This window comes from Collinsella sp. An7, assembly GCF_002159335.1.
Lineage (GTDB): Bacteria > Actinomycetota > Coriobacteriia > Coriobacteriales > Coriobacteriaceae > Coprousia.
Window position 1 is genome coordinate 24,914 of the sequence record NZ_NFHP01000005.1, and the last position, 21,111, is coordinate 46,024.

A 21,111-nucleotide genomic window follows, 5' to 3' on the forward strand; every position below is an offset into this window, starting at 1 on the left:
TCATCTTTTGCTGCCCAAATTACGCAGCCTCAGCGTACGACAACAGCTTGGGAACCACGCAGGCTATATAGAAGATAGAACCTGCTGGCATCCATGGTCACATATCCAGAAATTGAATCGGAGAGGTACACGACATTCCGGGCGCGGTCAAATCCGCGAAGCACCACCGTGTGCGAATTCGTAACCGTGAAGTACTGCTTTCCGTTGTACCACTGCCTTGCGTACACGGCCCCGATGTTCGCCTGGCGAATGGTCGACCACACGATGACCGGATTCCCGTTTTGCAGGTGGGAATACATGCCTTCGAGCGAGACGCCCGAGACATCATACGCATGACGTGCCCCTCCGTGTTGCGATAAAAACGAATTGGCCGCATTTACAATCCCCGGCGCAGAAGTGCAATTGCCCGACGAGCTATGGGGATTACCCCAAAATGCCGTCACGAAATTAGACGAACTACGCGGAAGATATGAATCGGCAATCGTAGACTTTGCCAAACCATAGCCGTAGTAGTTGAGCACATTAGTCAGGGCAACCGACTCGCACCCTGTGGGAAGCTCGGGATATTGCATGAGACACGGCACGTTGAGTAGAGCCGCGTTTACGGAATACGGCTTGTCGCGATAGGCATTTGCCGTAGAGCCGGGCGCGGCCGACCCCTTAGCCTTGATGACAACCTGAAACGCCTCCATGCGGTACCCAATGGTGCCGGTGCCCGCCTGACCACCGTTTTTGGTCCAACCCAGCCAGCCGTAGTTCTCCACATAGGCGCGATACCAGATGTCGTAGTAGGTTGCCGCCTGACCCGTCAGCTTAATCTTGATGGCCTCGATCTGTTTGTCCTTTGCTTGAGAACCCGCATCCTTTCCCGAATAAACATCAGACATCCAACCGATATCTTGCACGTGAACACTGTAGGAAACATCTCCGGGGACCTGCGAAGCCGAACCGTACGTCACGCGAACGCCCGTAATCGCGCGAGCCTGGCCCGTCGTGCCCGACAAAACACCGTTAGAGACAGCTTTCTGCCAGCCACCGCTCGAAAGATACGACTGATACGATACCGCTGGAGCAGGGATGTAGGCGGGCACCGAAGACGAAGGGGTGCTCGCACCTTTTGCCACCAGCTTGACTTCAATGGCTTCAATAGGACGGTTTAAACCGGTAGTACCAGCAACCGACCCGTTGCGTGCCCAGCCGAGCCAACCGTATTCTGAGCTATGCACTCGATACACAACGTCATACTGAGACGCAACAGCACCCGAAAGCTTTATCTTGACCGCTTCAACAGAAAGGGCTCTGCCCGTCGTGCCTGCAAGCGCACCCGTGCCCACAAAACCCTGCCAGCCGATGTTCGACACGTGCGCAGATACCTCAACGGAGCCGGACACCGAGCCGCTAAAACCAACCCGCAACGCCTCTATCGACTTTGCCTTCCCTGTTGTTCCGGCGGTTTTGCCACTCGGCACAAGCGCCTGCCAGCCGATATCGCGACTGTGGGCCTGGTAAACAAGCGCAGGGGAGCCGGAATTTTTACGATAAGCGTTGGAAATAGAGCCGGGCGCGCCGGAGCCCTTCTTAACCAGCTGAACCTGAAGTCCTCGGACACCGGACGCACTGCCTTCAGACCCAACGGAGGTTCCATTGCAGCCCCAGCCAGACCAACCCCACGACGCCGTATTCACCCGATACCAGACGTCGTACGCAGTCGAGAGCTCCCCAGATAATTTAATCTGAACCCCCTCGATTTGCTGGCCATCTCGCGACGAGGAAGTCTGGGCGCCATTGGCATGCCACGACCCTTCCCAAGAGCCAAACTGCCTACGGACCCGATATTCAACCGTGCCGGTACGGATCTGATTATTCACCACGAGCGAGAAAGACTGGAGCGCGTTGCCCCCTGTCGTCGATCCGATGCTCAACGGGTTTGACCCGCTCACGCTGACAGATGAGCCCGTCACGCCATACGCGACGCTGGCAAGCGATTCACTTACTCCCGCGTAGCTGTTTGCCGTAGGGCCGGGAGCCGAACCGCCCTTCTTGACAAGCTTGATCTGCACAGCTTCAACTGCGTAATTCTTCCCCGTGGTTCCCGCAGCAGCTCCGTTGCACGTCCAGCCCATCCAACCGATATTGGCAGCATGAACTCGGTACCAGATATCCCAGTCATTTGCTACCTCACCAGAAAGGCGTAACTGTATGGCCTCGATATGCTTAGCCCTGCCGGTTGTGCCGCCAGTCCCCGTAGACCAGTTCTGCCACCCGATATCTTGCACGTGAGCGCGAACGCTCACAGTTCCGCTATGCCCGTACCACGAGATGGAGGCGGAAACGGCTTCAACAGGCAGCGCTCGTCCCGTCGTTCCGGCGGTCGCACCATTTGAAACGTTCTCTTTCCAGCCAATATTGCGCACGTGCGCGCGATATACTACCGATGGCGGTTCATCAGCGCGGTCTTTAAAGGGTGTCGACGTTGAGCCGTCGATACCCTCTCCCTTTTTCACCAGCTTGATCTGTACAGCCTCGACCGCGTTGCCGTATCCCACAGATCCCGCATTTTGACCGTTCGAGGTCCATCCGAGCCATCCAAAGTTCGCCACATGAACCCGGTACCAAACGTCATACTGCGCGCCCAGCTCACCCTTAAGCTTGATGTTGAGCGCCTCGATAGACTTTGCTTGACCGGTAGTTCCTACGACCTTATCGCTCGAAACCTCCTGCTGCCAGCCGAGGTCAGAAATATGAGCTCGAATGACTAAGTCCGAGACGGGGGCACCCTTGAGCGTGAATCGCAGCGCTTCCACCGCCAGGGCACGCCCCGTCGTCCCCGCCTGCACACCATTGGCTACAGGGTTCTGCCAACCGATATTTGAAACATGAGCGGCATAGGAAAGCTCGGGCGTGAGGGTAGACGCCTCAGTGGGAGCAGACTCAAGCGATTCCGACTCAATCCCCGCGCCCTCTGTCTCCTCCTCAACGGAGCCTTCATCTGCCGACTCATCCAACCCCGCATCGCTGGTAAGCTGCCCTGCAGCGTCAGTGAATCCGTCCAGGGCACTCCCCCCGGATTCGCCAATACCCGAATCCTGGTCGGGAGGATACTGGCCGGAATCCCCCTCCCCGTTGTCAGGTTCAGGGGCGCTAGGGTCGGAGTCGCTATCGGCTTCGGGATTGGCCACATCTTGCGACCCATCGCCATCATCACCGGGCTGAACCCCTGTAACGCCATTCTCGCCAGTAGACCCTTGAGCAGATTCTCCCCCCTCTTCCTCAGAATCTCCTGAAGGGGCAACGGGCACTGCGGCATCTCCCTCGGCGTCCTGAGAACTACCGTCAGCCATATCGACGTCAGCGCTGTCTGCGTAGTATTCGTCTTCTCCAATATTGCTCTCGGCTATGAACGTCGACGAGGACCCTACCTCCTGAGATGCAGTTGAGGCTGCAACTGATGCGTATGCCGAAACGGGCCCCAGCGGACACGATATCGCCAGCAGAGCACTCAACGCTCCTACCGAAAGGCAGCGAGCTACCGCCTTGGCCAATCCCCGTCTACTCATACTCAACCCACTTCTCTTCTAGAAGGCTACCTCCGGCAATAGGCCGGAGGTAGCCTTCTCACACCGATGATCGCCCCTGCTATCCCACAAACGGACGTGCCGCCCCGATAACCGTACCGGGTGCGTTAATGCCGCGAATCGTCACGCCCCTACCAGGCCACGAATCGATAATCTGACCGTTGCCGATATAGATTGCCACGTGCCCGCGATAGTAGATCAAGTCGCCACGTTTAATGGAGGAGACGCTCACCGGCATGAACGTGTTGTTACGATACCAGTTGGTCGAGTTATACGTCTGCTCAGGAAGCCAGCGATGGTTATACGGGTTGTACCAGCCCAAATCCATGCCGGTAGCGTACAGGCACTGAAGCACCAGACCCGAGCAGTCCACCGCTCCTCCAGGCGCCGTCGAGTACGGCTCGATGTAGCGCGTACCGAGATACTCGTAGGCGCGCTGGATAAACGCGTTGATGCAATCCTCACGCGTGGCGTTGTAGGGAATGCGAGAGGGTGTTACATAGGTAAACTCACCCTTGCAGTAATCGGGAAGCTTAACCGTGTTGCAGCTCACCTGGGGATATTGTGAGGGGTTCTGCCATCCGATATAGACATAGTGGTCAAAGTACGAACGCGTAGTGGAGCCCGGAGCAGCGGAACCCTTGCCTGTAACGGTTACCTGAATCGCCTCTACCTGAAGGTTCAGTTTGGTCGTACCAGCATAGGCGCCATTCTTGGCCCAACCGAGCCATCCGTAATTCTCAACATGGACGCGATACCAGACATCAAAGTACTTCGCCGCATCCCCAGTAAGCGAGATCGAGATGGCTTGCAGGTCGTTTCCCTTGCCCGCGGCGCCGGCGATAGCGTTATTGGTCACAGCACCCTGCCAGCCCACATTTGCCAAGTGAGCCTTATAACTTACACCACCTGACACGGCACCGCCGTAGGAAACCTTGAAGGCCTCGACAGCACGGTTTTGACCCGTGGCACCCGCAGTACCACCGTTAGAAGTTGCAGCGCCCCAACCTTTACCTACGGAATATGCACTGTAGGAAATCGTTGGCTTGGCCAGAAATGCAGTTCCTGCACCAGGTGCCGCAGACCCTTTCTTGAGCACTCTGACCTCAATAGCCTCAACCGGGCTTGCCAGCCCTTCAGAACCGGCAGGCTCCCCGTTCTTGGTCCATCCGAGCCATCCGATGTTGCGGACATGGGCGCGATACCAAATGTCATACGTATCGCCAAGGGAGCCATTCAAGCTAATCTTGACCGCTTCTATAGGCAGACCGCGACCTGTCGTTCCAGCTGTTGCGCCGTCACTCACGGCTTTCTGCCAGCCGATATTTGAAACATGAGCAGAATAGCTCACCGACCCGGAGCCCAATCCCGGCAGAGAAAGCGTGAACGCCTCGAGAGACTTCGCCTGACCGGTCGTTCCAAGTGTAAACGAAGGAGTAGACGATGAGGACTTGGAGCTCCTCCATCCAATTTCGGAAATGTGCGCACTCCAAATGGCCGTCGGACAACGGAAAGCGTTCGCCGTGGAACCCGGAGCACCCTTCCCCTTGGCAACAAGCTGGATCTCAACCGCCTGAGCAGCTTTGGCGTAGCCCTGCGATCCCGCACTTGCGCCGTTAGAGGCCCATCCGCCCCAGCCAAAATCCGCGGAATGTACCCGATACCAAACGTCATAAGAATTGGCGACATCACCGGTAAGCTTGATTTGCAAGGCCTCGATGGGGAGATTCCTGCCCGTTGTCCCCGCTTGGCCCGATGTCCAACCCTGCCAGCCGATGTTTTGAACATGAGCACGAACCTGTACGGCGCCCGAACCTGCGGAACCTCCGAGCGAAATCGTCAATGCCTCAAGATTGAGGTTTTTGCCGGTCGTTCCCGCTTGAGCGCCATCGGCCACCTTGCCCTGCCAACCTATATTCTGAACATGGGCGCTATACCCAATGGCATAGGTTCTAAAGGCATTGGCAGTGGAACCCGGAGCAGAACTGTTCTTGGGGAGCAAGACGACACGCACCGCCTGAGCAGATTTGGCGTAGCCCTGCGAGCCTGCGCTCTCGCCATTCTTTGCCCAACCGGACCAACCAAAGTCGGCAGAATGGACCTGATACCACACATCGTAGCTATTCGAAAGCTCGCCCGTCAGCCGTATTTTTATCGCCTCGATAGGGAGGTTCTTGCCAACTGTCCCCGCAACGCCGTTTGAGGAAACCCAATCCTGCCAACCGATATTGCGAACATGGGCCATTACCTGGATATCGGAGCCATCGGCGCCCGAAAGATGAAGTCGCAGTCCTTCAAGGTTGAGATTTTGGCCGACCGTCCCGACAACCGCCTGTTCGCCCACCGGCCTGAGCCAACCGCGGTTCTGAACATGAGCCTCAACCTGAACAGCAGGCTTGGAAGCTTTCGTTGCGGAATCCCCGTCGCTACCTGTAGCAGATGGCTCCTGCTCGCTAAGTATTTCAGGATTAGCAGCGCCCTCAACCTCCCTCTGCTCATCTTTAGATTCACCAGTAACTTCGCTAGGAGAAGCGTCGGGTGCGGCAGTAGCAGAATCTTGATTCTGGTCCTCGGAGGGCCCCGAGGGAGCTTCCGGAGAAGAGGGGGTCTCCTCAGGCGCGCTCACATCTGCCGAGCCGGAGCCTGTATTAGTATCTACCTCATCTGCAGAAGATGATGCCAGGCCCTCAGAGTCATCAATGGGACTCTCTGGCGAGCCTGACGATGTATCCCCCGGTAACTCCTCAACGTCCTTCTCAGCCTGCTCAGCAGACTCAGCCAGAGGATGCAAAGAAGCTGCACCATCCTCTCCAGCAAATGCAAGAGAGAAGGGCATCGTCACAAGTGCGATAGCCAATACGGACGCACTTACGCCCACCAACAGTCTCTTTATTCCCCTCATGGCACTCCTCCCCATCTAGCACCGTTGAGACAGATTGTGGTCTCTCCGTGGAGTTAAGTATACCTCCACCGCATCCCCACCTTGATACAGAAGCGGGGCGCGGCACCCGCACCGCACCCCGCTTGACCATGCACGCAATTCCGTAGCCTCAGCCACGATGCCGGAAGTCTTATGCAACCTCAGATGCGTGGGAGGTGTCACCAGGAGCCGGGGCCCCTTTTTCCACTAGAATAACCTGAATGGCCTCGACAGGAAGCGCGCGACCAGAAGTTCCCGCCATGCTTCCGTTGCTCGCCCATCCCATCCAACCGATATTGCTGACGTGCACGCGATACCACACGTCGTAGTGCTGCGCCATCTCGCCAGTAAGCTCAACACGAATCGCCTCAATCGGCAGCGCACGTCCAGTCGTGCCCGCCTGGACACCATCCTTAGCCCAACCCTGCCAGCCGATTTCGGACACGTGGGCACGATAGCGAATCGATCCGCTGTAGGGAGCATTCTGAAGGCTCAGCTTGAGCGCTTCGAGTGACTTTGCCTGTCCGGTTGTTCCGGCAACACCGCCGTTTTTAACAACCTGCTGCCAGCCAAGGTCGGAGACATGCGCCTCCGCAGCCACCGAAGTTCCCGCCCGCTTAACGCCGACTTTGTGATAGCCACCATTTGTACGGGAATAAAGAGTGACGGCCGCATCCTCCTTACTGTAGATGCCGACGGCATAGCCATCTTGAGCAGCTGCCTGATCTGAGAACTCAATCAAGAAGCACGTCCGACCCGTGGGGCACAGCGCCCGTATATCTGCAGCGGCAGAAGAGGTCACCGGAGTGGCAAACCAGTCGATACCGGAATAGTCAATCGAACTATCCGGGGAAAGGGCCTCGTCCTTTGTCGCGCCAAAGAGGCCACACGCCATCTCTGACGTTGCCGAGTTGAACGTACTCGATCCGTAACCAGAAAGATGAACCTCAGGATTAAAGAACAGAATGAGCTCCGCCGCAACGGAGGAATCGACATCGGTGATACCGAGCCTATCCAGCTGCTCTTGCTTCTGCGGATACATGTCAGTTGGGGTGTTCGGGTGACCTTTGTAGTAATAGGCGTACTCGTCGCCGTAGAGAATCTCAGTGATATCAGCGTACTCCTCAAAATACTGCTCACTCGTCACATAGGTGCCCAGAAGGATCATCGGCGTTTTGCCCTGCTCCTCGGCTTCGGTAAAGTACCCATCACTCAGGCTATACAGCTTCTTGAGCGCGTTGACCGTTGAGGAGCCTTTGCTCTGCAGGTCGCTCAACATGCTGGCGATGTTCTTTGCCTTAACCTGCGGGTTGGAAGAAATCTTGCCCGCAAACGCATTGCCGTCACCACTAGTAAAGAGATTGGTCCTGGTCATCCACCATTCGGTACCCGGCTCGCAGGCAAGAACCGCGTACATTGAGTCCCAGTGCTCATGAAAACCGTAGCCGGCCGAAACACGCCCCGTTGCGTACGCTTGGCTCTTTGCCGCATTCCACGAGGCAATTAGTTGATCTTGCTTGGCCTGCGGGTTCGATATCGCAAAAGCCTCGTTGGTAAACACATAGGTCGCCGACCCATCGGAGAGCATGGTTATGCGGTACTGCCCCGAAGGAATCTTGTTGGCATAGATTATCTGGTGGATAAGCGTGCAGGTGATGTCATTGATATAGAGGTTGAACTTCGAGTTGGGATTGAGCCGATACAGCGCGCCGACATAATCCGCAAAAGCCTGGTAATTGCTCGAGGTCTTGATGGCGCTCTGGGTAAGGTATGGCATGCCGTACATCCCAGAGGGCAGACTGTCCCAATTGTATGCGGACGGGCGATCGAGCATCACGATGGTCGGAATACTTGATCCAGCGGTACTCGTGTTGATATCCCAATACGACAGAGAGAAAAGCACCACGGGAAACGATGCAGAAAGCGGTGCCAAATTGTACTCGCTTGCGGTAACGCCCACTTCTTTGGTGACGCTCGCCACCACACGGCTGCCGTTGCGATACGAGACCGTGACCGAGAACGGACCATACGTGCCAAAGTTAAGCCGATACCCATCGCTGGGAATCTGCGCGAGCGCGCAGCTGCCGCTCACCGACCTCGTGGTCTTTCCGTTGTAGCTCATCGTGGCCGTGACGCGCATCTCAGTCGCACCGGCGGCACGGAGCCGCGCAGCTGTGGCGGGAGCGATTGCAACCGTTGTGGACTCACCTACTTGGGAGAACGTAGTCTCGGCCAGATTTGGTACAAAGTGGTCATCGACCGGGCCGGGTGCCTCGGCATTCTTGGGCAGCAAGAAAATCTCGACGGCCTGAACCGAACGGGCCCACCCGCTGCTGCCTGCATCTTCGCCGTTCTTTGCCCAGCCGAGCCAACCGAATTCAGCTGAATGGACGCGGTACCAGATATCGTACGACTTTGAAACATCTCCGGTGAGTTTAAGTGAGATTGCCTCGATGCCAAGCGCACGGCCCGTGGTGCCAATCGTTCCGCCCGTAGTCCAATCCTGCCAGCCAACATTGGAGACGTGCGCCCTCATCTGAACACCGCCGCTTCCGGCACCAGCGCCCAACGATACACGAAGTGCCTCCATCTGGAGGTTCCGTCCCGTCGTGCCCGCCACGGCACCATCATCGACGCTTCCCTGCCAGCCGATATCTGCCACGTGTGCGCTATATGTGATGAGCGGTATGCGGAACGCAGGAGCATCGCTCGACGGCCCCGCTTCATTCTTAGGGTACAGGCGAACCTCAATCGCCTGAGCTGCCTTCGCGTATCCCTGGGAACCGGCACTCTCACCGTTCTTCGCCCATCCGAGCCATCCAAAATCGGCGGAGTGGACACGGTACCAGATATCATAGCTATCGGCGATGGTGCCAGTTAGCTTAAGCTGAATGGCCTCGATAGATAGGGCCTGACCTGTTGTGCCCGTCTCGCAGGTCTCCCACTCCTGCCAACCAATAGTAGAGACGTGCGCGCGGACCAGAATGCCCGAACCCGCGGGAGCCCCTTTAAGCTGAACGCGCAACGCCTCAAGAGGAAGATTCCGCCCCGTTGTTCCCGCGGTCTCGCCAAGACCCACCGCAGGCCTCCACCCAAGATTCGACACATGGGGCTGTATGGAAAGCGTCGGAGCAGCCGTGGGCGCAGCGTCAAGAGTCTGCAGTTCTTCAGCAATCGCCGAATCATCGGCGACACCGGCTGTCGCTTCCTCTCTGCGCGATGCCGGAGATGCGGCAGATGTCTCTACCGTGCTTGAGTCAGCAGAAGGTGCAACGACATCTGAATCAGCGACGTCCTCAGCGGGCTTGTCTGCAACGTTCTCATCGCTCGTCGCACCGCTCTCCACGTCAACGGAAGGCGAGTCCGGCGGGGTGTTGACTTTCTGTTGATCAAACTCCGACGACACCGCCCCACCCTCAGAGGGCTCAACGGTATCTACCGCCCAGGCGACGTGAGGGGCCGCAAGCAAAAACGCAAGCCCCACAACGGCAAGTAGCGTGGCCTTCTTTCTGAGCATGTCGAACCCATCCTCTCCCCATCAATCCGCCGCCCACACACCTTCGCGCGGACGACGAATTGCGTAACGCTCATCAAGTTACCAGATTACGACCTTCGTCCCACGCGGGATATGGTCGTAGATCCACTTGGCATTCTCGAGGGCAAGCCGTACGCAGCCTTCGGAGACCTGCACACCCAGGCGACCATCCTGAACGTTAAACGTCCCCGGATTGTACTTAATCGAATGGAACAAGTAGTCGCCGTAGAACTGCGTGTAGTAGTAGCAGCTGTAGCCGTGCCCAAACACGTAGCCCTTTGCCTGTACCGTGTACTGGCCTTTCACGGTTGGCGTTGACGGTTTTCCCGGTCCGCACGGCCAGTAATAGAGCAGACTCCAGTGGCCTCGACCACCGACGAACACCCCCGTTCGACACGTAGCGGTATCCACGGCGAGGAGATAGCCCGTTGCACTCGAGATACCCTGAATCCGATTCGTCATGGCAAGCTGATCCGCCGGCACAAGGGGTTTTTCGGTATAGGACATAGTTGTGCTTCCGGGCGCCGGGGCACCCTTTGCCACGATTATTACCTGAAGCGCCTCGGCGCGATACCCTATTTTGGCCGTGCCCGCCGTAGAACCATTTTTAGTCCATCCAAGCCATCCGTACCCCTCAACGTGAGCGCGATACCAGATATCGAAATAGTTTGCCAGCTGACCGGTGAGCCGGATCTGCACAGCCTCGATCCTCTTGTTCTGGCCCGTTGTTCCCGCCAAAGCCCCGTTAGAGACTTCTTTCTGCCAACCAACATCTTGCACATACGCCCGGTAGGAAATGCCACCAGAAATCTGTGAAGACACCGAGAGCTTTACGCCTTCGATCTTGAGTGCCCTGCCGGTGGTTCCCGAGACACCTCCATTGCCCACCGTACTCGTCCATCCCAAGTCCTGAACATGAGTTTGCAGCGCAAGGGTTGGAATGCAAACGCTCGCAGGAACCGATGATGTCGGTCCAGCCGTGCCCTTTGGCACCAGCTTGATCTGAACGGCCTCAGCCTGCACGGCAAGGCCGGTTGTTCCGGCAACTTCCCCGTTCTTGGCCCAACCCAACCAGCCATACCCGGAGCTGTGAACACGGTAATAGATGTCGTACGAGTTGGACAGATCCCCGGTCAGCTGCAGCTTCACGGCCTGAATTGCACGGTTCTTACCCGTTGTCCCGGCAAAAGAAGGTGCTGCAGCAGCAGACTGCCAGCCCGCGTCGGCAACGTGAGCGGTTACTTGAACAGTTCCGGACGCCTTTGCATTTTGCACCGACACCCGCAACGCTTCGAGCGCAAGCCCTCTGCCGGTCGTACCCGCAGTGGCACCATCGGTCACTGCTGCCACCCATCCGACGTTTGAGCTATGGGCTTGATACACAACCCGCGTAGATCCAGCGCTTGGCTCGACGAATGGCCCCGCAATCGAACCCGGCGCAGACGAGCCCTTCTTGGTCAATGCAACCTGAATCGCATTGATTCCGTCCGAGAATCCGTTAACACCTGCGGACGCACCGTTCGAGGTCCAGCCGAGCCAACCGCGACCCACAACCGATACCCGATACCAAATGTCATATTTCGATGCCAAATCACCCGAAAGCTTCAGCGCGACCGCGCTCATCGCAAGCCCATTATTCCCAGTATTAACCTGGGTTCCTTCGCCAGTCCAAGAACCCTGCCAGCCGCTATACGTCAAAAGCGCACGGTACGACAAAGAGCCTTCGGCGATCTTGTTATTAACCGATACCGAGAACGATTGCAGCGGATTCGACGACCCGGTGCTCCCGATGGCAACGGACGAAGCTCTTGAACTTGAAGTTTTCGCCCCACTCAGCGTGATTCCCGAAAGTGTAAGCGATTCCTCAGCCCCAACATAACTATTGGTGGTAGACCCGGGAGCACCCTTACCCTTTTGCACAAGCTGTATCTGGACCGCCTGAATGCTACACGCCTTACCGGTGGTGCCCGCCGGAGAAGCGTTCGATGTCCAGCCAAGCCATCCAAGATTCGTTACGTGAACGCGGTACCAAATGTCGTACGACTCGGCTGCGGAGTCCGTAAGCCTTATCTGGAGTGCCTCGATGGAAAGCCCCCTTCCTGTGGTCCCAGCCGTACCAGAAGTCCAGCCCTGCCAGCCGATATTGCTAACATGCGCTCGCACCTGAACACCGCCCGAGGAAACCGCACCTCCGAGGGAGATGCTCAAGGCCTCAATCCCAAGGTTCTTCCCCGTCGTACCGGCAGCAGAACCATCAGTCACCCTTCCTTGCCAGCCAATGTTTGATACGTGAGCCTGATACCCGATGTAAAACACTCTGAACGCATTCTTTACCGAGCCGGGAGCGGATGATCCTTTGGGAAGCAGCTGAATCTGAACCGCCTGGGCAGCCTTGGCATATCCCTGCGAACCCGCACTTTCGCCGTTTTTGGCCCAACCTCCCCAGCCAAAATCAGCCGAGTGGACCCGATACCAGATGTCATACTGATCAGCAATTGGACCGGTGAGACTCAGCCTCAGTGCCTCAATAGGGAGGTTCCTGCCAACCGTGCCGGCAACTTGGCCAGCCTGCACCGAGTTGATCCAGCCCAAATTGGAAACATGTGCCTGGAGCGAGATGCCCGAACCATCAGGAAATCCGACCAACGAGATTCTTAGCGCCTCCAAGTGGAGGTTCCTGCCGACTGTACCCGCTGTTTTCCCCAGCGAAACCGCATTTTGCCAACCGAGATTCTGCACATGCGCCTCAATGCCGAGCGAGGGCTTGGCTGCAGAATTGCTCTGGGCCTCTACAGAATTGTCCGCAGCGGACAATGGTGCAGCCTCCTCCTGCTGGATGTCGCCACCACGCTGAGGCGTGCTCTCCGAAGTGGAGTCCGGAGTATCCGCTGCGTTGTTATCCGCCGACGCAGTCGGTTCAAGCTCGTTCGATCCATCATCAGCTTCGGCGGGGGGATCCGCCGGCACGGCCGATTCATCCTGTCCGTCGGTCTCCCCGTCCCCCGAAGGAAGAGCCGGACTCTCCCCCTGCTCCGTTGCAGCGTCAGTAGAGTTGACACTATCCCGATCAGAGTGGTCGGCCGCATCCGCGGCTGCAGGGACTTCACTCATTGGTTGCGATGCAGCATCTTGTGCATAGCTTGAAAGGGGAGAGAATAGTAGCACCCCGGCCAACATACCGAGAGCTACAGTCTCGGCCAGTAACGCAACGCTCCTACGACGACTTGCAAAAAAGCCATTCATGCATCCTCCATCCCTCGGACACATAGAGTCTCCATAATTATACGCCTTGGGCCATCCGCAATATCGTTGGAAATCCAGACTGAAACAGGAACGAATCGTCAGCTCCGAAGGCTCTACGGATTCTCGGTGGCGTCAGGCCGCAAAGTGATGGGGCCCATTGGCAGCGTTGCACGATACAAAAAGGGCACGTACGGATCGTCCGCATGTGCCCCTTAGGAAGAAACGCTATGTTAGTCAGCAGCTACTCAGACTTGCGGTCCTTGCGCTTGATGAGGCCGGTTTTGCCGGCGTAGACAAACGTGGCGCCAAAGGCCGCGGCAGAGGCACCGGCAAAGCCTGCGACGAGCGCGAGGTCAGCGGTTTGCGGCAGGTTGCCAGTCGGCTTGTTGGCCTGCTTCGCGCCAGCGCTCGAGGCATCGTCGTTCGTGTCGCCGCCCACCGTCTGCTGCGCGGGGTCGGGCTTCTCCCCCGTCGCCTCGTCGCCGCCCGATCGAATGTCCTCCTCGTCGCTCGGCGAGGACGTCTCCTCCTGCTCCTCATCCTGGCTCTCGGTGGTCGCCTCAACCGATCCCTCAGCGCCCTGCGTACCGTTAGCCTGCTCATCAACCTTGGCGTCCTCGTCAGACGCACCGTCAACATCCGCCGCGTCATCGGCAGACGGCACATCCGACCCCTCAGTCGTGGTGTTACCCGACGGCGCGCTCGGCGCGGGAGCAGGCTGGGACGGCGTCACGCTCGGACGCACCACCTCATCAGAGGCGCTCTCCTCCTCATCCGCCTCCCCAGCATCACCAGCGGGCGCAGATTCCGTGAGAATGTTGTTCACGCCAGAATTGGAGTTCGCCGAATTCGACGCACTACCATCCCCAGACCCACCATTGCCGGCCGCGTCACTCTGCACCGCGTCATCCACAACCGCATCATCTTCCGACCCGGCAGAGTCGCCGGAACCGCTCTGCCCGCCAGAAGCAGAGCCATCACTCACCGCATCGTTCTCCGGAGCAATCCCGCCGGCCGTATCACCCGCCGACCCGGCACTCCCCTCACCAGCGCCCGCGTCGTCCGCCGGCGCGTCAGAGCTCCCGGCATTCGTCTCGTGCAGCGAGATGTAGGCCAGGCAGTCGTTCATTTCGTTGCGATAGCGGTTCCTCCAGCCCTTGTAGTACTGCGTCTGCGAGCTGTACTGCGCGATGTTGTCCGTCATCTGGGTTGCCAAGGCCGTCACAAACTCACGGTCCGTCATGTCGTTGCGAAGGTTCGCCCCTCGCAGGACCTTCTTAACGCCGCCCGTGCCCCACAGATTGGAGAGACCCCAGACCATCCCCTTCACGCAATCGGAGCGGCCCGACATATCGATGCCAAGCTCGCTCTTGAGCCAGCGCTCCGTGGGAAGGTAATAGCTGTTGTACGCGTACGCGTCTTGAAACGCCGAGAACTCCGCGGGATCGGCGTCGTACGCAGCGTACCAGGCGTTCTGCACGGTCCGCCCAAGCTCTGTAAGCGTGCCGGCGGTCTTGTCATACATAGAGGCCGCACTCTTAATCTCAGAGCCGCGGTCAACAATCACCTTGAGCATCGCATACTTTGAGGGGTTCGTGCTGTACACAGCGGACAGGAACGGAACGAGCGAGTAGCGCCGATCGAACTGGTAGTATCCGAGTGCGTTATAGCCGTCGCCCGACCCAAAACCCTGGCGGTAGTTGCTGTGGCTCTCGTACTTGGTAAAGTACTTCATCTCGGCAGAGACGCTCACCGAAGAGAGGCTCGAGGCCAAGGAGCGCGCAGAGAGCGTCGACGCGACAGCGGCATCCTCGCAGAAGTCGGTCTTGTCGTAATCGCTCGGCGCGGGCAGGGTCACCGCCGGCTCGTCCTCGGCGGTGGCTACATCCGTATCGGCGGACGACGCGGCTTCCGGCTGCGCCGCAGCGTCGGCATCATGCTCGACGGGCGCCTCCTCGGCGTAGACGGGCGCGGCCGCTTGCGCGGCACCAAGGGAGAGCGTTAGGGCGAGTCCTGCGGCAACGGCGAGGTGACGGGGCTTCATGTCGCTCCAATCTGCGGCTCTAAAGAGCAACCGCGGTTAAGGTACAGGTCACAGACCGTAGGAAGCCCAGTATTGCAAGCGCGTTACGCAAGGGTCAAGCGAATCACCCTACGCCCACGCAATTCGATTAAGGTTGAAGTTCAGCTTGAAGCGTGGGGCCCGGCGTTTTCGGGGCAAGCCGTTCGCCCCCGCCGGCCGCTACTCCCCCGGCTCGAGCTCGAGCTTGATCTCGGGCACGCGGGCGAGCTCGGCCAGGGTCACGCCGTCCACGTAGCGCTCGATGACGTCGTCCAGGCCCTGCCAGAACTTGACTGTCGAGCACAACCCCGCGCGGTAGCATGCGCCCTCGATCCCCTCGCAGGCAACCGGTGCCGTGGTGCCCTCCGCCACGCGCAGAATGTCGCCCGCGCGAATCTCGTCCGCCGGGCGCGCGAGCACGTAGCCGCCGCCCTTGCCGCGCACGCTCCGCAGCAGCCCCGCCTGCATGAGCGGCCGCACGAGCTGCTCCAGGTACTTGAGCGAAATGTCCTCGCCCGCCGCCACCTCGCGCAGGGCCACCTTGTGACCGTCCTCGCGCCCGAAGGCGGCGATGTAAATCATGAGGCGCAACGCATAGCGCCCTCTAGACGATATGAGCACGCGCCCGCTCCCTTCTGCAAAGACCGCCGGCTAGGCACGGTACCGCACACCCGCCCCGCCAAGCACCACGGGGCGGATGACGCAAAACAACCCCGTCCCCAAATGAGCCACTTAGAAATCCTAGTGGATTAGTCGGATTTTATCTTGACTTCAACGGTATTCATCTTATCTTTATTCCGAGAGAATTCCTAGGATTAGCATCCTCGCACGCAAGGAGTCACCATGCCTGCATCAAACCCCCTGCTCAGCATTGAGGGCCTTTCGGCCGCCGTAGACGAGAAAGAGATCCTCCACGGTATCGACCTTAGCGTCGCCGCCGGCGAGACGCACGTCCTCATGGGCCCCAACGGAGCTGGCAAGTCCACGCTCGGCCACGTCATCATGGGCGACCCGGTCTACACGCAAACGGCCGGCACCATCACCTTCGATGGCGAGGACCTCACCGACCTTACGCCCGACAAGCGCTCGCGCGCCGGGCTCTTCCTCTCCTTCCAGGCGCCGGTGGAGATTCCCGGCGTGCCGCTCTCGAGCTTTTTGCGCGCCACGCTCGCTGCGCGCCCGGGCAAGCAGCTCAAGGGCAAGGAGTTCCGCCGCCGCGTAAAGGAGCTCTGCGCCGAGCTCGACATGGATCCCGCCTACCTCAACCGCGAGCTCGGGGTGGGCTTCTCGGGCGGCGAGAAGAAGAAGGTCGAGATGCTCCAGCTGCTGCTCCTCGAGCCCAAGCTCGCCATCCTCGACGAGACCGACTCCGGCCTCGACGTCGACGCGCTCGGCGTGGTCTCGCGCGGCATCGAGCTCTACCGCTCGCGCTGCCAGGGCTCGCTCATCATCATCACCCACAACACGCGCATCTTGGAGCACCTCGATGTCGACCGCGTGCACGTGATGGTGCAGGGCCGCGTCGTCCGCGAGGACACGGCCGACCTCATCGGCTGGATCGACGAGAACGGCTTCGAGAGCTTTGAGGGTACGGCCGCAGACGCCCCGTCTGAGGACGCTTCCGCCGAGCCCGCCCTCAGCGCCGCCGACCTCTCCGCCGTTGTCGAGCGCTAGGGAGGCGACATGGCAAAGCAGCGCACCGAGGTCGCGGACATCGACCGCAGCCTCTACGACTTCAAAGACTCCGAGGAGGGCTTTGAGCGGCTCGACGAGGGCCTCACGCCCGAGATCGTGACCGAGATCTCACGTCGCAAGGACGAGCCCCAGTGGATGCTCAACTTTCGCCTGAAGTCGCTCGAGATCTACCGGAGCTTCCCCAACCCCACCTGGGGCCCCTCCATCGCCGGGCTCGACATGGACCACATCGCCACCTACGTAAAGCCCAACACCGACCAGGCCGCCACGTGGGACGAGGTGCCCGACGACATCAAGAACACCTTTGAGCGCCTAGGCATCCCCGAGGCCGAGCGGAGCTACCTCGCCGGCGTGGGCGCCCAGTACGACTCCGAGCTCGTCTACCACAACATGCAAGACACCGCCGCCAAGATGGGCATCGTCTACTCCGGCATCGAGGAGGCGCTCCACGAGCCCAGGTGGGAGGCGCTCATCCGCGAGAAGTTCATGACGCTCATCCCGCCCAAGGATCACAAGTTTGCCGCGCTCCACGGCGCGGTGTGGTCGGGCGGCTCGTTTGTTTACGTGCCCGCGGGGACCAAGCTCGACTTCCCCCTCCAGAGCTACTTCCGCCTTAACGCCAAGGGCGCCGGGCAGTTTGAGCACACGCTCATCATCGTGGAGGACGACGCCGACCTGCACTTTATCGAGGGTTGCTCGGCCCCCAAGTACAACGTGGCCAACCTCCACGCCGGCGCCGTTGAGCTCTTTGTGGGCAAGCGAGCGCACCTGCGTTACTCGACCATCGAGAACTGGTCGAAGAACATGTACAACCTCAACACCAAGCGCGCCCGTGTTGAGGAGGACGGTGAGATCGAGTGGATCTCGGGCTCGTTCGGCAGCCACGTGGGCTACCTCTACCCCATGAGCGTGCTCGTGGGGGCGCGCGCCCGCTCGAGCTTCACCGGCATCACCTTTGCGGGTGCGGGCCAGAACCTCGACACCGGCACCAAGGTCGTGCTCGCCGCGCCCGACACCTCGGCGAGCGTGGAGACCAAGGGCATCTCCAAGGGCGGCGGCATCCAGACGTTCCGCAGCTCGATCGTGGTGACGCCCGAGGCCGAGGGCGCGCAGGCGACGGTCTCGTGCCAGTCGCTCATGCTCGACGACGAGAGCCGCTCCGATACCATCCCAGCCATGGACGTGCGCGCCAAGAATGTCGACATCGGCCACGAGGCCACCATCGGGCGCATCGGCGACGACAAGGTCTTCTACCTCATGAGCCGCGGCATCTCAGAGGAGGAGGCGCGCACCATGATCGTCAACGGCTTTGCGAACCCCGTCTCTAAGGAGCTGCCGCTCGAGTACGCCGTAGAGATGAACAACCTGATCAAGCTCGAGATGGAAGGGGCTATCGGATAGATGGACGCTCTCGCAATCAAGCACGCCAGCGCCATGCCGGCGCCCACCTGGGGCTGGCTCAAGATGAACGACGCTCGGATCGACATCCCCGCCGGGCTTGCGCGGGGCGATGTTCCCGAGGTCGACGCTCCGCAGGCGCTCTTTGACACCGCGGTTTCCTTTGAGGGTGCCGTGGCCGAGCTGCAGGAGCGTCTTGACGCCGCGCGCAACACCACCCCGGACACCCGCGCCTGTGTGTGCGCCGTTCAGGGTGCAGCTACCGCCCCAAGCGATGCGGCGAACACCGACGGCAATCTTGGCGACCTCGACATCCCGGCGCTCTCGAGCTACCAGGAGCGCGCCGTCCGCGACGAGCTCGCCGGCGACGTGGCCCGCGCCTTTGAGACGGGCATCGGCATCGATGCCCGCGCCTACCTCAACTTCCTTGCCGGCGAATCGATCGTCCTCGGCACCGCCGAGGGGGCAACGGAGCAGGTGACGGTACGCGTGGCCGCCGAGGCGGACTGCGCCTCCGCGGCGAGCGTGGACCTCGTTGCCGCGCCGGAGAGCACCCTCGACGTTGTACTCGAGCTCGATGGAACCGACGACTTCGGCGGAGCAGATGACGCACCCGCACTCATCGGCTCCACGATGCGCATCTTTGCCGGTGCGTGCTCCCGCGTGAACGTGACCGTCTACACCACCGCCCTCCCCGGCACGGTCGCGCTCGATGACGAGGGCTACGTGCTCGACGATGGTGCGCGCGTAACCGTGCGCCACGTGGTGCTCGGAGGCGGCACCACCGCCACGGGCCTTGCCGCCGACCTGCGCTGCGACACCGCGCGCATCGATATCGACACGAGCTACCTCGCCGGGGGGACCGAACGGCGCGACCTTGCCTACACGGTGCGCCACCGCGGCAAGAAGACGATCTCTAACATCATCGCCAATGGTGTGCTCGCCGGCACCGCCCAGAAGACCCTGCGCGGCACCATCGACCTCGTGCACGGTTGCAAGGGCTCCGAGGGCACCGAGCGCGAGACCGTGCTCATCGCCAGCAAGGGCGTGGACAACAAGACCGTCCCCACCATCCTCTGCGACGAGGACGACGTGGCGGGCAACCACGGCGCCACGATCGGCCACGTCCGCCCCGACCAGCTCTTCTACCTCATGTGCCGCGGCGTCTCCGAGGCAGATGCCGAAGCGCTCTTCTTGCGGGCCAAGTTTGAGGACGCCGCGCTCACCGCGCCGAGCGAACGGGTGCGCCGCGCCGTCTGCCGCCTTGCCGAGCGCGCGATCGACGACTTTGAGGAGGAGTTCGCATGATCGATACCGAGCATGTTAGCTGCGATACCTGCACCGCGCCCACGGCGCCCGTTCTCGATGCCTCCGACGAGGCGTCGCGCGCCTGGCCGCGCATAAACATCGACGAGAACCCCTATAAGGCGGACTTCCCGCTCCTCGTGGCGCACCCCGAGATCTCCTTCCTCGACAGCGCCGCCACCGCACAGCGACCCGCCTGCGTGCTCGACGCCCAGCGCAGCTTCTACGAGACCATGAACGCCAACCCGCTGCGCGGCCTCTACAGCCTCTCCGTCGAGGCGACCGAGGCCATCGAGCAGGTGCGTGCGCAGATCGCCCGGCTCATCGGAGCAGTGGACGAGGCTGAGCGGCCGCGAGCGGCAGAGATCGTCTTTACGCGCAACACGAGCGAATCGCTCAACCTCGTGGCGAAGGCCTTTGCCCCCACGGTGCTCCGCCCGGGCGACGAGGTCGTCATCACCATCATGGAGCACCACTCCAACCTCATCCCCTGGCAGCAAGCGTGCCGTGCGGCCGGGGCCAAGCTCGTCTACCTCTACCCCACCAAGACGGGAGAGCTCACCGACACCGAGATCGCGGCCAAGATCGGCCCGCGCACCAAGATCGTGGCGGCCGCTCACGTCTCCAACGTCTTTGGCTGCCGCCTGCCACTTGAGAAGCTGGCCGCCGCTGTACACGCCCACGGTGGCTACCTTGTGGTGGACGCCGCGCAGTCGATACCGCACATGCCGGTGGACGTGCGCGCCATCGGGGCGGACTTTCTCGCCTTCTCGGGCCACAAGGCGCTCGGCCCCATGGGTGTGGGCGTGCTCTGGGGGCGCGCCGAGCTGCTCGACCAGGCAGAACCCTTCCTCACCGGCGGCGAGATGATCGACTCGGTGACCGAGCAGGACGCCGTCTGGGCGCCCGTCCCCGAGAAGTTCGAGGCCGGCACGCAGGATGCAGCCGGCATCTACGCCACGGGCACCGCCCTCACTTACCTCACCGAGCAGGTGGGCTACGAGCGTATCGCCGAACGCGAGCAGGCACTCGTGCACTACGCCATGAGCCGACTTGTGGAGCTTCCCTGGGTCGATATCCTCGGCTCCATCTACTGGGACCGCCATCATGGCGTCATCAGCTTTAACGTGCGCGGCATCCACCCGCACGACGTGGCGAGCATCCTCGACATGGAGGGCGTGTGCGTCCGCGCCGGCCACCACTGCGCCCAACCGCTCCTCGCCTGGCTCGGCTGCGAGAACCTCGCCTGCTGCCGTGCGAGCCTTGCCTTCTACAACGACCGCGCGGATGTGGACCGCTTTATCGACGGGCTCTCGACCGTCTGGAAAACCTTCCACGCCTAACGGTGCAAAGCCCCTGTCCCATCGCCCCGCCATCG

General features: G+C 60.3%; 10 protein-coding genes. 4 read left to right on the forward strand and 6 right to left on the reverse strand.

The genetic code is table 11. The features are described from left to right. Positions 1-29: 29 nt before the first annotated feature. The 6 genes from B5G20_RS06680 to B5G20_RS06705 all read right to left on the reverse strand — a co-directional run bounded on the left by B5G20_RS06680 (position 30) and on the right by B5G20_RS06705 (position 15,956). On the reverse strand, positions 30-3,299 hold the full coding sequence (locus B5G20_RS06680) for a C39 family peptidase (RefSeq protein WP_158094414.1): 3,270 nt from the start codon (positions 3,297-3,299) through the stop codon (positions 30-32). Between the two features lie 337 nt (positions 3,300-3,636). Then, a complete protein-coding gene (locus B5G20_RS06685) occupies positions 3,637-6,477 on the reverse strand; it encodes an NlpC/P60 family protein (RefSeq protein ID WP_158094415.1) in 2,841 nt (946 codons plus the stop codon). Between the two features lie 169 nt (positions 6,478-6,646). After that, the gene (locus B5G20_RS06690; protein WP_087356083.1) at positions 6,647-10,012 is read right to left on the reverse strand and encodes a hypothetical protein; all 3,366 of its coding nucleotides are present in this window, start codon (positions 10,010-10,012) and stop codon (positions 6,647-6,649) included. A gap of 78 nt (positions 10,013-10,090) precedes the next feature. Beyond that, positions 10,091-13,273, reverse strand: a complete 3,183-nt coding sequence (locus tag B5G20_RS06695; RefSeq protein WP_158094416.1) for a L,D-transpeptidase family protein — start codon at positions 13,271-13,273, stop codon at positions 10,091-10,093. A 241-nt stretch (positions 13,274-13,514) separates the two neighbouring features. Further along, entirely contained in the window at positions 13,515-15,317 is a 1,803-nt protein-coding gene (locus B5G20_RS06700; RefSeq protein ID WP_087356086.1) for a hypothetical protein, read from the reverse strand. Positions 15,318-15,515: 198 nt separating this feature from the next. Further along, complete coding sequence (locus B5G20_RS06705; RefSeq protein WP_087356088.1) at positions 15,516-15,956, reverse strand: Rrf2 family transcriptional regulator; 441 nt, start codon at positions 15,954-15,956, stop codon at positions 15,516-15,518. 222 nt (positions 15,957-16,178) lie between these two features. On the opposite strand from B5G20_RS06705, the gene sufC reads away from it, so the two are divergent. Genes sufC through B5G20_RS06725 form a run of 4 tightly spaced genes read left to right on the forward strand, consistent with a single transcriptional unit; the run spans position 16,179 to position 21,076 of the window. Continuing rightward, positions 16,179-17,009: a Fe-S cluster assembly ATPase SufC gene (gene sufC, locus B5G20_RS06710; RefSeq protein ID WP_087356090.1), complete on the forward strand. Its 831-nt coding sequence runs from the start codon at positions 16,179-16,181 to the stop codon at positions 17,007-17,009. A gap of 9 nt (positions 17,010-17,018) precedes the next feature. After that, entirely contained in the window at positions 17,019-18,431 is a 1,413-nt protein-coding gene (gene sufB, locus B5G20_RS06715; RefSeq protein WP_087356092.1) for a Fe-S cluster assembly protein SufB, read from the forward strand. Next, positions 18,432-19,736 (forward strand): SufD family Fe-S cluster assembly protein, encoded by a 1,305-nt coding sequence (locus tag B5G20_RS06720; protein WP_087356095.1) that lies wholly within the window; start codon positions 18,432-18,434, stop codon positions 19,734-19,736. It begins immediately after the preceding gene. Then, on the forward strand, positions 19,733-21,076 hold the full coding sequence (locus tag B5G20_RS06725; protein WP_087356096.1) for a SufS family cysteine desulfurase: 1,344 nt from the start codon (positions 19,733-19,735) through the stop codon (positions 21,074-21,076). Before B5G20_RS06720 ends, B5G20_RS06725 begins: the two co-directional genes overlap by 4 nt. Positions 21,077-21,111: the final 35 nt, after the last annotated feature.